Below are 15,155 nucleotides of genomic sequence, written 5' to 3'. Positions count from 1 at the left end.
GGCCGTAGGCCGAGCGTTCACGATCCGTGCCGGAGCTTGGCTGCGGCGATCGCCTCTCGGGTGTCCACCAGCTCGGCAGCCGACAGCTCCACCGGACGATGAACGAACGTATTGTCCTCCACCGTCTCCATCGTCATCCCGCCCGTGCGCAGCGCCTCCTGGATCCAGCCCGTCGCACTCAGCAACAGACCGACGGCTTCGGTGCCCTTGTCTACCAGCTGATGCTGTTCGAAGCTCTCCGACAGAGCCTCGAACGCGGCAACGATTTCCGGGCCGGAATCAGAGTCGAGCGCAGCAGCGGCCTCGGCGAACCGATACCCCCAGTTCTCCCACGTCCAACCCTTCCATCGTGCGGCGATCGCCTCCAGATCACCGGCCGTGCCGTCGAGAGCCCACAACGCACCGGATCGTTGCGGGGGATCGAGGTGCAGCCCGTGGGCAGTGACGGCAGGTATCCGCGTCGCCTCCGCCCACCCGGCGATCGTCTCGACCACCGCCGGCCCCTGCGCCATGAGCGAGGCGAGATCTATTGCCGGTGTGTAACAGCGGGCCCGTTCCACCCCGGAGACGAGAACCAGGCATCTCGGCCACCGGCCGTCGCAATAGTCGGCAAGATCGCGCTCCCGGTATCCCGCCCAGCGCACCTCCCATTGTGGCCAGGTGATCGCCATCGTCTCGAATACCGCACTCCGGATGGCATCTTCGGCACACGCGTTCGAAAACCACAGCAGCATTCGCCGATCGATGTCGATCACTGCCGCCGCCTCCAGGTCGTAGACCCACGCATCGAGAGCACTCTGCGCGGACGCGAATCGGACCGCGGCCTGCGGCCCCGGTAGCAGATCCAGATGCAGCGACCCACCACCCCAGTGGGTGTAGTACTTCTGCTGCGATCCCCCCTCGATGACGACAATTTCGCCTCGTGACCCCATGCCGAACCACGATACGCTTTGGCCTCGTCAGCCACGCCGAGGCGTCACGGGCGCCGAGACGTCCGCCAGACAGGGCTTGGTCCGCCGGTTGTTCGATGTGCTCGCACCCGGCATAGGCCCCAATGAGCTTGGTACACAGCAGAAAACCACTCATCCAGCCCGATGCTCGGATACTGTTACCGACAAACTGTGCACCAGCAGGAACCGGGGGCTCCTATGCCGAACATCAATCGCGAGCGCCGCATTCGCTGGGCCGAGCGCAGACTCGCGCAACTGCCGAATCTCACCGCCCAGCAACGTCGTCTCCTGTCGGTGTAGCTGACCGCACGCGGCTGGCAGCTGCTCATCGACCGCTCACCGGCCAGATCCGGACGTGCGCCCGCGTTCGCGGTCGGCTCGACAGGCGTGTACGCCTTGGTGTTCACCGACGAGGTTCCGGATCGTGCCGAGCTGCGCGCGATCCGCAAGCACGCCGAGGAAACATTCGCCGGGCTGCTGTTCGACGCTCTCAATTCGTCCCGCATTTGCTGGAGATCGCGCTGCTGATGCCGCGCGCCGTGGCCACCGAGGCGCACGAGCCGTTTCTCGCGGTCGACGAATCCATGATGTACAACACCTTGATTTCGGGTGAGCACCGCCTGTCGTCGCTTCGTGTCCGTGAGATCACCGCCACCGTTGCGGAGCGCTCGACATGGTACGAGTGGATCTCCTCCGACGACGCGCCAGCCGCCGAATCGGTCACCTCCGACGGCCTCTTCGCCGCCGGCGACCTGCGGTCCGACACTCGCGGTAACGCACTCGCCCGTCCGTTCCGGGAATGGATGACCTTTCTAGATCCCGATCAGCTCGCCCTCGTGCACACGAACTTCACCGGACCGGCGCGGTTCAGCGGGCCTGCGGGAACCGGCAAATCCGTTGTGGCGCTGCACCGTATGGCGCATTTCGCCAAACGCAATCCCGGCCGTTTTCTGTTCACCAGTTTCGTCAAGACCCTGCCGACCTACCATCTGTCGGGGTTTGCGCAACTGGCACCGCACTCGACGGACCGCGCTCAGTTCACCGGTCTACACGCGTGGACAATGGCGTTCCTCAATCGGCGCGGAGTCGCCTACAACCTCGATTACGCGGCCAGACAGGATTGTCTCACCCGGGCGTGGCAAGCCGCTCGCGAGGTCCTCGGCAACATCGACGGCACCGACTACGCCTACTGGACCGACGAGATCGACCGCGTGATCAAGGGACGAGGCATACGAGATCTGAACGCGTACAAGGAGATCGATCGAACCGGTCGCGAACGCATCGGTTTGCACGGCAACCGCCGCGAGTACGTCTGGAAGAACTGGTATCTGCCGTATCAGCAGCGCATGGAGACCCGAGCTGTGCACGACTTCAACGACGTCGTCGCCCCTCGCAGTCGACGAACTGCGACAGCGCCCGCTCGACGACAGCGAGGACTACGCGCTGGTGGTCGTCGACGAGGTGCAGGATTTCACCCTGATGGAACTGCGTCTGGTGCACCTGATCCCGGGCGGCGGACCCGACGCCCAACTGCTGCTGGTCGGCGATGGACAGCAGCAGGTCTACGCGGGCGGCTGGCGACTCTCCGACGCCGGCATCCCCGTAGCCGGACGCGGTCGAGTCCTGCGCACCAACTACCGCAATCGCGAAGCGATCCTGCGGTACACCAAACGCATAGAAGCGGGCAATACCGTCGATGACCTCGACGGCGGTCCCGGCTTCGTCTGCGCGACAGCGACGCCACTTTGTCGGACGGCATCGCGGTCGAACGACGCTTGTCGCGCAGAGACCTCGACGCCGAGCTTCCCCGTGCCATCACCGAATCCGGCCTACCGATCTCCGATATGGCCGTCATCGTGCACTCGAACAAGGAGGCCGAGCACTACCAAAGGGTGCTGGAACGATCCCGTTTTCCCACTCTTTCCCTGGAAAAGTACGACGGCACCCAATTCGACGCCATCAAGGTCGGCACGGTACACCGCGCCAAAGGCATGGACTTCGCCGCGGTCTTCCACATCACCGACGAACCACCGGCCAACTCGACCCAACTCACCGGCGCCGCCCGCGACCGCGCCGAACTACTCGCTCGCCAGACCTTGGTTGCCACGAGCCGGCCGCGCGACTACCTCTGGGTCGCTTACGTTTCGGGTTGAACCGCTGGCAGCTCGGCCAGCCGCACGAACAGCGCACCATCGGCGACGGACGAAGGTGCCTTCAGCGAACGCAGTTCGCAGCGCAACGGCGATCTCCCGCTCGGTTCATGGTTTTGGCAGAACACCCAGGTGCACAGGCATCGGCCAGTCCGTTCGCGCCCGCGCAGCGGCGGCGCCTTCGACTGGGCAAAGGGCCGAAGCAATTCGACCGCAGCAGCCCAGTGGAACTTCCAACCCTCTCGAAGGACGGATTGGGCCACCTCGGCAAGAGGATCTCGCGCACAGCGTCGACAGCCTTCTGTTGCGGCCACGAAGAATACGCCTGCACAGTGCGAGAACTTCCGATACCGTTGCCCGCGGACTGTTCTAGAGGAGGGATTCGGGGCCTCCTATCGCGGAAGCGCTCGGGGGCGCCGCCAGCCGAGAATTCGGATCCGTGTCGGCGGGCACCGGAAAGGGAGACCGATACATGTCGAACGATACGCGGCAGCCGCAGGCGTGGCTGATCCGTGCCGGTAGCACCGGCGAGCGGGAGCGCCGCGCCTTGGACGAGGGACTTGCGATCATCGGCTGGGATGAAGTCGGCGACCTCGGCCGGTACCCGACCTGGCACGATCTCAAGGTAGGGTTGCGGTCCGCCTATCCGGAGGCGACCAGCACGGTGATCGGCAACTGGACCGGCCAGCTGTGGAAATTCGACACCACAATCCAAGACGGTGACCTCGTCGTCATGCCGCTCAAGACCCACCCGGGACACGTCGCGATCGGCAGGGTGAGCGGTCCATACGAGTACCGCGCCGACGAACCGAAAGGCTTCCGTCAGGTCAGGAAGGTCGACTGGATTCGTCCCGACGTGTCGTGGGACGCGATCCGCCCCGACCTGCGAGCCAGCCTGGGCTCCCTGCTCACCGTGTGCGGCCTCACCCGCCACGACGCCGCGGCCCGCATCCAGCATCTCGCGACTTATGGCACCGACCCCGGTTTCGACGGCGACGAAGAAGCCACGGATTCCACCAAACTGCTGGAGGAAGCTACGGCCAGGGACGCCTCGAACCCGCGAGAACTCACCATCCGGAGCCTCCTCGAACATTGGGGTGCCGAACGCCGGACCGCGGCGGCGGTCTCGACGATCAAGGCGGATCTCGCGAGCAACGGCCTGACCACTCGCCCGGCTTTCACCGAGGGGGCGCTCAGCGATGTCGTCGCCCTGGTGCCGATCGACACCGAGCCAGGTGTCGACGCGGGCAACGGGACAATCGAGAACGTCGAGAACGTGATCGAGCCCGAGCCGATGTCGCGCCGTCTCGGCGACCTTCCCGCGCGCTTGGAGTCGGTGACCTCGACGGCCGATCTCACTTACGCGAAAACCAAGATGCTGCGGTACCAGTTCTCGCAGCTCGCGGTCATCGATGAGGACGAGACGTACCACGGTGCGGTCACATGGGAATCGATCGGGCAGGCGCAAATCTCCAGCGACGATCCCACGCTCGCCGACGCGACGGTCCCTGCCCTCGTCGTCGACCACGACGCGCTACTGCTCGATCAGATCGATGCTATCTACGACCGAGGATTCATCTTCGTCCGCAACCCCGATCGGGTCCGAGTCACCGGCATTCTCACTGCATCCGATCTGACCCGTCAATTCGGAACTCTGGCAAGGCCTTTCGTGCTCATCGAAGAAGCAGAGAACCGGCTGCGCCGCGCGGCTGAGGACCACTTCGACCTCGATGACCTGAAGGACGCGGTACCCAATCACCAGAAATCGCGCGTCCACGACGCTTCCGACCTCACCTTCGGCAACTACGTCCACCTGCTGAAGGATCCCGACCGGTGGCGCAAACTCGGCTGGCGGCTCGACCGCAACCAAGTCGTCGAGCTCCTGGAACAGGTCAGGAACGTGCGCAACGACCTGATGCACTTCGCCACCGACCCACTCTCGGAGGAGAAGTACGCAGTAGTGAACGGTCTTCTGCAGCTGTTGCGCACAGCCGAACCGAACCCGTGACGCAGAGAAAGAACCGAGTCACGATCGTTCCTGTCCACGCGCTGCCGGATCATCGTCGATGAGCCGCTCCAGCGCTTCCTCGGCTTCTCGGGTCAGCGGATCGTTGATCCCGCGCAGGAGCAGCAGATCCTCATACAGCTCGCTCAACATGGTGCGCGCCTCCGCGTGACGACCGATGAGCGCGAGCAAGCGCCCGAGAGCAAGCCGCAGCTCGAGTGCCACCTCGCTGCCGTCGCTCTGGGTAGCGCGCACGTCGTCGAGCACCGCGCGCATCCCCGACAGGGCTTCGGTGAGTTCGCCGAGCTCGACGCGGCAGTTCGCGGCGAACTTCCGACATTCGATCGTCAGCTCGTCGGCGAAACCCTTCACCCGGGCCGATGCCGCGGCAAGAGCATCGAATTCCATTCTTGCCTTGCGGAATTCGCCACCATGGAAACGGGCCAGCGCGATATCGAACCGTAGTTCAAGTACCCGCGGGCTATCGGCGCCGAAGACACGGCCCGCCGGCTCCAGGATGCCGCTGAGAACATCAGCCGCCTGCAGTGTGCGGCCCGCGGCCACCAAGTCGCGAAACTCGGCCAGCCGATGTTCCAGCCGTTGCTCGAGCACCTTGTCGCTGATCGGCGCGGTGGCCGGCAACGCACCCCGAAACTGGACAGTGGGCGCCGCCTGCTCCGGACGCAGCGGTGCGTTGGGACGTCGGAAGATCACGGTCGGATCGGGCATGCCCGTCAGATGCGCCTCGCTCGGTCCGGGAACCGACCCCGGCGGGGGTAACAACGGGAGTAGCCGCTCATACACCTCCGCGGCGTCACCTGGTCGTTGTTCGGGCTTCTTGGCGAGAAGTTCCAAGACCAACCGGTCCAGCTCGGCGGGCACCTCGGCACGCAGTTCCCGCGGCGGAACCGGCGCGGTGGAAGCGTGGTGGTGCAACACGATCGGCCCCGCGCCGTCGAACACTGGGTAGCCGCACAGCATTTCGTAGAGGATGCAGCCGAGCGCATACAAGTCGGTGCGCGGTGTCGGCTTGGCGCCGATGGCCTGCTCCGGCGACATATAGGGCATCGAACCGAGGAGCGCACCCGTCATGGTCAGCTTCGGCGCGCCTGCCGTCAGCAGGGCGGCGATGCCGAAGTCGATGATCTTCACGGCGCCGCCAGGCGTGAGGAGGATGTTGTCGGGTTTGAGATCGCGGTGGACGACCGGCAGCGCGTGCGCGTACGACAGCGCGGTGGCGATCTGCGCGGTCACCGAGACCGCCCATGCGATCGGCAGCGGGGCGCCGGGTTCGAGATAGTGCCGCAACGTGTTGGCGCCCTCGACGAGTTCCATCACGAGGTACACCTCGCTCAGGTCCGCGTCGAGGACCGCGTCGTACACCTGCGGCACGCCATGGTGGCGGATCTGCGCGGTGATCCTGGCTTCCCGACGGAACCGTGCGGCGAACTCGGCGGCATCGGTCGGCGAGTGGATCTGGGTGTATCGGATCAACTTCACCGCGATCTCGCGGTCCAGCACGGTGTCGTACCCGCGCCAGACCGATCCCATCCCGCCGAACCCGATCTCTTCGATCAGGTCGTACCGCCTGCCGATGCGCCGAGCCGGCACCGTCTACCCCCTGCCATCCCGCGACGGTCGCATCACCGTGGGCTACATCTCGGGCAGCCCATGTCGCCGCCCGAGCAGCCGGAACGCCGCGGTGCGCGCCTGCCGATCCAGGTCCTTCTTGAACTCGTTGTCCCGGGCGAAGTACCGCTCGCCCAGGTCATTGAGAGTATCGAAGTGTTCGACCATCTTCTCGGCGAACACCTTGTCGAAGACGACGCCGAAGTCGTCGACATTCTTGTTCGCCAAGCGCGCCTGCTCCACCTGCGGTTCGTTCATGGCGGCGTTGAACGGCACAGCGAGATGTTCCTCGGAGAACTCCGTGCCGAACCGTTCGTTGAACCGCTCGATCAGCGCGGACAACAGCGACTTCTCGGGCTCCTTGGCCGGCCCGGCGCCGTCCCCGAACCCTCGTAATTCCTGTGCGCCTTCCGGCGCGAGTCCGAGGTCATGCTCCCCGGTCTGCTCGAGCCGGAGGTGACTCAAGTCGACCTCGCCGATGTCGATACCGCCATCGGCGCGTCGCGGCAACCGATTCAGCAGGTGACGCCCGTACAGGTGCAGCAGTTCGAGGTCAGGGTCCTGATAGGGCACGATCTGCGCGAGGAACCCGTACTTGCGGACGTAGTCGTTGAGATCGGCGTGGAACGACTCGGCGAGTGCGACATCGTCTTCTTCCTCGCTGTTGAGAAAGACAGTGAACCGGTCGACAGCCGGTGCCAGGTGCCGATACAGCTCGGCATGCAGCTTGGCCCACTTCGCGGCCGATCCGGCTGCCTTCTGTTCGGCGACGAGATATGCCGCCGCGAAATCCTTCATCTCCTGCGTGATCAGAATCGGTGCGGCCAGCACTCGATCGCGTGCGACGTACAGCAGATTCGGGTCCGTCGGCATGGTGAACGCGTCCTCGTAGTACGGCGCGAACGATTCCTGGATCTTCTCGGCGTCGTTGACGAAGTCGAGCACCACCAGATCCTGCTGTGATTTGCCTTCGCGGGTGCGGTTGAGTCGCGACAGCGTCTGCACGGCGGCGATACCGGTGAGCGTCTTGTTCACGTACATGGTGGTGAGCAGCGGCTCGTCGAACCCGGTCTGATACTTCTCGGCGACCACCAGGATCCGGTATTCCCGCTGCCCCTTGCCGCCCGCCTGGGTCGCCCGGTCGTCGGCCCGCGTGTACCGGAACGCCTTGGGCAGCGCGGATTCGGCGAGCCCGCCGTTCTCCGACGACTCGGTGACCTCCTCACCATCGACATCGAGGCTGCCGGAGAAAGCCACCAGCACGCCGACATCCGGGTACTTGATGTCGTACTCGCGAACCTTCAGGTATTCCTTGATCGCCCGAGCCATCGCGACCGCGCTTTGCCGGGAGGCGGTCACCACCATCGACTTCGCCCGGCCGCCGAGCCGCCCGCGGGTATGCGCGATGAAGTGCTCGACGATCACCTGCGCGTGCTGTTCCACCGCGTACGGATGCATGAACGCGAACCGTGCGAGCAAGCTCGAGGCTTTGGCCTCAGGCACCTCGACATCGTCGGGGTTCTGGTTCACCAGCCGGTAGTAGGCCTTGTAGGTGATGTAGTTGCGCAGCGGGTCGAGGATGAACCCTTCCTCGATCGCCTGCCGCATCGAATAGGTGTGGAACGGGCGGTATTGATTGCCGTCGGGAGTGCCGAAGTTCTCGAGCGTCTTCGCCTTCGGCGTCGCGGTGAACGCGAAGTAGGAGATGTTGGCTGCCTTCGCCCGCGCCTCGGCCTTACGCCGCAAACGTTCGTCGATGGGCACCTCGACCGCGCCCTCTTCCTCGTCATCCGCGTCGAGACCCATATCGCGCAACGCGGTTCGCACCGCGGCGGCGGCGTCGCCGGACTGGGAGGAGTGCGCCTCATCAATGATGACGGCGTAGCGGCCATCGGCTAGCTTGGCCTGCTCACGCCGCAGATAGTCCAGCAGCGCCGGGAAGGTGTGCAGCGTGACGGTGATAATCTTGCCGCTCTGCGAGTTCAATGCCTTCGCGAGTTGCCCGGACTTCGAGCCTGCCTTGTCGTCGATCTTCACCACCAGCCCGGACACCTGCTCGAACCCGCCGACGGTGTCGCGCAGCTGCGAGTCCAGGTTGCGCCGGTCGGTGATGATGATGATCTTGTCGAAAACCGGTACGCCCGGCGCCAATCCGGCCGCCCGGGCTTCGGGGTCGAGGTTCTCCAGCCGCTCGGTGTGCAGATCACTGAGCCGGTGCGCGAGCCAGCCGATGGTGTTCGACTTGCCGGAGCCTGCCGAGGCCATCACGAGGTAGTCGTGCCCGGAACCGTGAGTCGCGGCGTGCGCGGTGAGCTTTTTGACCACATCCCACTGGTGGAATCGGGGGAAGATCGTCGAGCGAGTCGCCTTGCCGGCCGCCCCCTTCTTCTCGGTGGTGTGCACGAACCGTTCCAGCAGGTCCAGCCAGTTGTCCGGCTGCCACACCTGCTCCCACAGATAGGAGGTCGCGTACTTGCCTGCCATGCTGGCGGGCGGATTCCCCTTGCCGCCAGCATTTCCCGGCCCCTCCGAACCGGTGTTGAACGGCAGGAACACCGTCTTCTCCGCGCGCAGCTGAGTGCTGACGAACACCAGATCCGGGTCGACGGCGAAGTTGGCGATCACTCGATGCTTGAAGATCAGCTCGGTGGGATCGCGGTCCTCGCGATACTGCCGCTTCGCTTCCTCCACACCCTGCCCGGTCAGCGGATTCTTCAACTCCGCCGTCGCCACCGGAATCCCGTTGAGCAGCAACGCCAGATCCAGGCGAGGTCTCGAGGCGCCGGGTTTGGTGGCGTAGGGCAGTTCCCGAACTACCGTGAGCCGATTTGCTTTATAGGCTTTCAGCACATCCTCTGAGCCGACCAGATTCGGCTTGAAGTAGGCGACCCGGATCAGAACACCCCGATCCTTTACCCCCTCCCGAAGCACCTTCACCAGCCCCTTGGCCGCCAACTCCTGCCCCAGCCGCTTCGCAAACCCCCGCTGCGCCTCATCCTGATCGTCCCCGTAGGTGGCGACCAGGTCATCCCACTCCGTCTGCTGAGTCTTCGAGATGAAGGTCAGCAGCTCCCCCATATCAAGCCCGAGCTCCGCCCGGTACTCGTGCGGATTCCCCTCCCGCCAGCCGTTCTCCACCATCGCCTGGACGATGGCCTCCCCGAACACCTGCTCACTGTGCACGGACATTGGTCGTTATACCCCCTGGGTGAGATTCCGCCCGGAGGCGGTGGTGACGTCGAATTGGCCGGTCACTGCTGCGGTGATGAGCGCCTGTCGACGCTCCGAAAGAAGGGCCGTCGATCTCCGCAACGCGCTCGTTGCTGACTCCACCGCTGCTGCCTGTCGATCCAGACGCCCGACAACGACCGCCTGAGATTGGATCGGAGCCTTCGGAATCAAACAGTCTTTGACAACACTGACTGGGAGATTGTTTGCCATGCCTTCCGCACCAGATATTCCATTCTTAACATGCTCACGATTTCGGTATCCACGCAGCACATATGCAAGGAACTCAGCCGTGGCAACCCTACAGTCTGGAGTTATTCTGTATATTTTGTCGCACAGCAGCAGTTTCGCTGGCAGATCTCGAACCACACCAACGCTGCCAATGAGGTCTGGCGATCCACTGGCCCGCGACATCAGGAGGTCACCGATCTGAAGAAGGTACTCCTCCCGCGGAGCGATATCCGGAGGTAGGGCCTTATGCTGCGACGGATCGAAGCGCCCAGTATTTACGCAGCCAGCCTTCAGTACTCCCCACTCATTATCGCCCACAGTGCGGTCGTCACACTGAGGTGACCATCCTTGCTGAATGCTCGAAACCCAGTACCGCAGCCTGACATTGCCGTATTTGGACTCCAAGCTATCCAATTCGCCCGATAAGGTAGCGATCCAGCCCGCGTGAAGTAGACCAATCTGGCGACTCCGGAGGTTGACAACCGCATCGATGCGGGAGGTTTCGGCGTCGAGGAAGTCGGCGATGCGGCGCTGCTCCCCTAGCGGAGGAACGGGAATCGTCAGATTCCTGAATGATTCGATATCAATCGCCTGCCCCTGCCTAATACCCTGGGTGATGTTGGACAGTTGCGAGATGAGAAGTGACGACCGGAAATAATACTTATAGAACCCTGGATGCAGTCCATCCAAACACTTGAGCACCGTGTATGCAGGACTAACCAGACCTCTCACCATTGAGTGCGAAAGTCCATGCTGAAAGGACCGGAGTCCAATCACGAAGTCATCGGGTTGCACCAGCTTGTAGTTGCTAACATCCGAGTCAGGGTTCCATACCGAAAAGTCCAGTTCATCTCGAAGGAAAACGCCATCTTTCGTCGCAGATGCCAGGGGCGCATCTACCCCGCGCTTGTCCTGGATCGAGAAGCAATACCGAGCCCGTCGTGTAGCCCAATCAGGGGAATTCACTTAGCCACCTCACCGAGCAGTCTCTGAATCTCCACCTCTAAAGCTTTCAATTCCGAGTCGATCTCTGCCAGCGGACGCGGCGGCGTGTATACGTAGAAATGCCGCGTGAACGGGATCTCGTAGCCCACTTTGGTTTTGGCGTGGTCGATCCATGCATCAGGAACGTGCGGCAGGACCTCGCGGCTCAGGTATTCATCGACGTCCTCGGTCAACGGAACGTTCTCATAGTCGCGCAGCTCAGGGTCCGGTTCGGGGGCACCCTTCACCAGCTGAACCTCCCCCTCTGGATCGCGCACGCCGACCGCCTCACGGAAGACCTTGGCGAAAGGCACACCGCTGGGCCATGTTTCACCCGCACCGACCACCGCATCGCGCATGGCGGACACAGCCTCGGCCTTCGTCTGCCAGGAGGCGCCGACCAGTGGCGTGAGGAGGACGCGGAACGCGTCGGATTCGCCGTAATGCTTCCGGACCGGCGCCGAGGAGGCCAGCTTGTCCAGGCCCTCGTCGGTGAGCTCGAACCGCAGCTTGAGCGGTCGCTCGACGGTGATGCGGCGGTATCCGAAGTCCTCGTTGTTGAAGACTTTCACCTTGCCGTGCAGCGGGTGGGTCGGGTCTTTGGCGACCGTCAGCGCTTCGCCGTACAGCCGGGTGATCTCGTCAATCTGCTCATCGCTGATCTGCTTACGCTTGTCGCCCAGCGATTTTCGCATCTTCACCCAGTAGTCCCGCGCATCCAGCAGGACCACCTTGCCCAAGTGGTCGGGCTTCTTGCGGTTGGTGAGAATCCAGAAGTAGGTGGAGATGCCGGTGTTGTAGAACAGCTGGTCCGGCAGCGCTACAACGGCCTCCAGCCAGTCGTTCTCAATGATCCACCGGCGGATTTCGGACTCGCCGGACCCGGCGGCGCCGGTAAACAGCGGGGAACCGTTGAAGACAATGGCGATCCGGCTGCCGCCCTCGCCGGAGGCGTTCACCGGCTTCATCTTCGAAATCATGTGCTGCAAGAACAGCAGCGATCCGTCGTTGATGCGGGGCAGTCCGGCGCCGTAGCGACCCGCCTCGCCGAGGTTGGCCGCCTCCCACTCGACATCATCCTTGATCTTCTTCCATTCCACGCCGAACGGCGGGTTGGCGAGCATGTAGTCGAACTTGGTCTTTGGGTGACCGTCGTTGTCGTCGAGGGAGTTGCCCAGGACGATGTTCTCGGAGTCCTCTCCCTTGATCATGAGGTCGGAACGGCAGATCGCCCACGACTCCGGGTTGAGCTCCTGCCCGTACAGGTCCACCGTCGCCTGCGGATTCAGGGCGGTGATGTGGGCTTCCGCGGAGCTGAGCATGCCGCCGGTGCCGCAGGCCGGGTCGAGGATGCGGCGGACCACGCCGGGTACGCCGAGCAGTTCGGCGTCCGGCGCGATCAGCAGGTTCACCATCAGCTCGATGACTTCACGGGGGGTGAAGTGCTCACCGGCGGTCTCGTTGGACTGTTCGGCGAAGCGGCGGATCAGTTCCTCGAACACGTAACCCATCTGGTGGTTGGATACCACCTGCGGGCGCAGGTCCAGATCCGCGAACTTGCCGACCACCTGGTACAGCAGGCCCGCCGCGTCGAGTTTGCGGATCTGCTGGGCGAATTCGTATTTCTCCAGCACCTCGCGCGCGTTCTCGGAGAAGGCGCCGATATAGGTGATCAGGTTCTTCGAGGCGTAGGTCGGATCGGCGGCGATCTTTTTCAATGTGAGGTCGCTGGTGTTGTAGAACACCGCACCGGCCGCCATGGTCAAGAACTTGTGCTTATCGATGTTCTTCCCCGCGAGCGACTTGTCCTTTGCGATGACCGCGTCCCGCGTCGGCTCCAGCACGCATTCCAGGCGTCGCAGCACCGTGAACGGCAGGATCACCTTGCCGTAATCGGACTGTTTGTAGTCGCCGCGCAACAGGTCCGCGACCGACCACGCGTGGTTGGCCAGCTCGCTGTGCTTGCCGGTTTTCACTCACTGCCTCCTCGACGATCACTGATGTCTTCGTTCAACGCGCTGCTCGCGGCCGGTTCCAGCGCACCGGCGACCAGACCGGTGGTCACCACCTCGGCGATTTGATCCACTGCCGCCCCGACCTCGGCCAACGTCGCCCGCAGCTGGTGCACGCGGCGGAACGCTTCGCCGTAACGCTGTTGCTGAGCCAATGGCAACAACGGTATTCGCGTTCGGTGCAGTGCGGCGTGAATCGCGGTCGTGCCGGGGACAGGACCGTCGTCGAGGCCGCCGATGAATCCGGCAACGAACCACGGGTCCAGCCGTTGCGGGTCTGTGCGCACGAGTTGCACGTTAGGGCCGAGCGCGATCCCCGCCTCGTCGGGGCCCGCGATCCGGAAGGCATGGCCGCGGGGTGCGCGCACGGTCGGCACCAGAACATCGCCTATCTCGATGTCGACCGCCGGGCTGCCAGGTTCCGCCCTTACCGTGCCGGATGGCGGGCTGCCGGTGGCGATATCGCGGCCGGTCAGGGCAGGCCGGGGTGCTTCGTCGCCGGCCGCGGGCCGCGATGGCTGAGCACGCAGGATACGCACAGCCCCTCCCGAAGCGAGATCGGAGATGGTCGCGGTCCGCCATGCCGGACCCGAGATCGGCGCGACCTGCCCGACGGCCTCGGACGCGTGCGCCAGCTCCGCGACGCGGGCCCGCAGCCGTGCGAGTGCCGAATCGGCCTCACCGGCGACGATTCCGGGGTCGATCGCCAACCTCACCCGCGGGCCGGGCGTGAGGTCGACCTCCTCGTCGAGGAGATCGACAACGCGGACAACGGTCGACACGTTGGGCTCTTCGGCCTCCCCTAGTCGACCTTCGACGAACGCCGACCACACGCGCAGCACCGTGTCGGCGACCGGCGGCCAGTCGACGGCATCACCGACGCCACTCTGCGCGGCCTCGCCCGCGGCAGGCGCGGTATCGACCAGCAGCACGCTGTCGGGCACCGCTGCGCCGGGGTCGGGCTTCTCCAGGATCCAGATCTGCAGATTCAGTCGCGTCCACAGCAGCTGAGGCAGTCTCGGCGGCAGGTTGATGACGGCGCGAAGCGCTCCTGCCCGCAGCAGCGAACCACGGATTCGCCTGCCGGATGCCTTCGACGCGACCGGCGCGGGCAGCAGGAGGACAGCGAGTCCACCGGGACGCAGGTGCGCGAGCGCGTGTTGGACCCACGCGAGCTCCGAATCCGTCCGCCCCGGCGTGCCATACCCCCATCGCGGGTCGTCGATATGCACCCGATCCGCGGCCCAGTCCCGAAGGCTCGGCGGACTGCTCAGCACCGCGTCCACCTCCAGGCGGGGGAACGCGTCGTCGTGCAAGCTGTCGCCCGCCGCGATGGTCGCGTCGACCTCGGTATCGGCCTGCACCACCAGACGAGCCAGGGCTGCTTGGATCTCCGAAATGTCCTGTCCGTAAAGCTCAGTGGCACCGCGCTCCGCCGCGGCGACAAGAAGCGAACCACCACCGCAAGCCGGGTCCAGCACCCGAACCAGCCCGGCCCCGAGCGGCCGCAGCAGTTCGGCCATAAGGGCGGCGACCAGCTCTGGCGTCCGGTAGAGGGCGATGTTCTGCTCACCGCCGTGTGCGTGGTCGGCCACCGCCTGAAGTGCGGCCCGTGGTCCTTCGGTCTCGGCGGCACGCGCCAGCGTCTTCAGGACACGGGACGCGTCGGTCGTTGTGTAGCCCGGCGACACCCAACCGGATCCGGACGGCTTCAGCTCGGCGAGCAGAGCCCGCGCGTCGTCGCTGGACAACGACGAACGCAACAGCGTCCGCAGCGACAGTATCGGCGCTTCGGTGGCATCTTGGCCGCGGTCGGCCAGCCACGCTTGCACCGCGTTCCAGTCGAAGACGGGCCGGAACTCGGTGCCGCCCACCGGCTTCGGGAAGTCCTCATGACGCTTGCGCCAGTTGCTCACGGTCGCGCGGGTCACGCCGACCAGTTTGGAGATTTCCGTGGCGGTCACGG

At 64.5% G+C, this 15,155-nt stretch carries 9 protein-coding genes and 1 pseudogene; 4 read left to right on the top strand and 6 right to left on the bottom strand.

From position 1 onward, the window contains the following. Positions 1-17: 17 nt before the first annotated feature. Positions 18-755 (bottom strand): hypothetical protein, encoded by a 738-nt coding sequence (locus FB390_RS29780; RefSeq protein WP_141812536.1) that lies wholly within the window; start codon positions 753-755, stop codon positions 18-20. Between the two features lie 594 nt (positions 756-1,349). On the opposite strand from FB390_RS29780, the gene FB390_RS34700 reads away from it, so the two are divergent. The 4 genes and pseudogenes from FB390_RS34700 (at position 1,350) to FB390_RS29770 (ending at position 5,108) form a co-directional block, all read left to right on the top strand. Next, entirely contained in the window at positions 1,350-1,478 is a 129-nt protein-coding gene (locus tag FB390_RS34700) for a hypothetical protein (RefSeq protein ID WP_281292433.1), read from the top strand. A 918-nt stretch (positions 1,479-2,396) separates the two neighbouring features. Continuing rightward, a pseudogene (locus FB390_RS34785) lies at positions 2,397-2,462 on the top strand (hypothetical protein); the annotation flags it as partial. A gap of 263 nt (positions 2,463-2,725) precedes the next feature. Next, entirely contained in the window at positions 2,726-3,103 is a 378-nt protein-coding gene (locus tag FB390_RS34490; protein ID WP_246124609.1) for a hypothetical protein, read from the top strand. A gap of 469 nt (positions 3,104-3,572) precedes the next feature. Continuing rightward, entirely contained in the window at positions 3,573-5,108 is a 1,536-nt protein-coding gene (locus FB390_RS29770) for a CBS domain-containing anti-phage protein (protein WP_141812535.1), read from the top strand. 18 nt (positions 5,109-5,126) lie between these two features. Here FB390_RS29770 and FB390_RS29765 read toward each other — a convergent pair whose 3' ends face one another. Genes FB390_RS29765 through FB390_RS29745 form a run of 5 tightly spaced genes read right to left on the bottom strand, consistent with a single transcriptional unit; the run spans position 5,127 to position 15,153 of the window. After that, a complete protein-coding gene (locus tag FB390_RS29765; RefSeq protein ID WP_221639432.1) occupies positions 5,127-6,716 on the bottom strand; it encodes a serine/threonine-protein kinase in 1,590 nt (529 codons plus the stop codon). A 42-nt stretch (positions 6,717-6,758) separates the two neighbouring features. Beyond that, positions 6,759-9,923, bottom strand: a complete 3,165-nt coding sequence (locus FB390_RS29760) for a type I restriction endonuclease subunit R (protein WP_141812534.1) — start codon at positions 9,921-9,923, stop codon at positions 6,759-6,761. Positions 9,924-9,929: 6 nt separating this feature from the next. Beyond that, a complete protein-coding gene (locus FB390_RS29755; protein ID WP_141812533.1) occupies positions 9,930-11,159 on the bottom strand; it encodes a restriction endonuclease subunit S in 1,230 nt (409 codons plus the stop codon). Next, entirely contained in the window at positions 11,156-13,153 is a 1,998-nt protein-coding gene (locus FB390_RS29750; RefSeq protein WP_141812532.1) for a type I restriction-modification system subunit M, read from the bottom strand. The genes FB390_RS29755 and FB390_RS29750 overlap by 4 nt, the downstream gene beginning before the upstream one ends. Further along, the gene (locus FB390_RS29745) at positions 13,150-15,153 is read right to left on the bottom strand and encodes an N-6 DNA methylase (protein ID WP_141812531.1); all 2,004 of its coding nucleotides are present in this window, start codon (positions 15,151-15,153) and stop codon (positions 13,150-13,152) included. The genes FB390_RS29750 and FB390_RS29745 overlap by 4 nt, the downstream gene beginning before the upstream one ends. Positions 15,154-15,155: the final 2 nt, after the last annotated feature.

The organism is Nocardia bhagyanarayanae (genome assembly GCF_006716565.1).
Classification (GTDB): Bacteria; Actinomycetota; Actinomycetes; order Mycobacteriales; family Mycobacteriaceae; genus Nocardia; species Nocardia bhagyanarayanae.
Note: the sequence above shows the minus strand (reverse complement) of the source record. Positions and strands in the feature narration are given on the sequence as shown.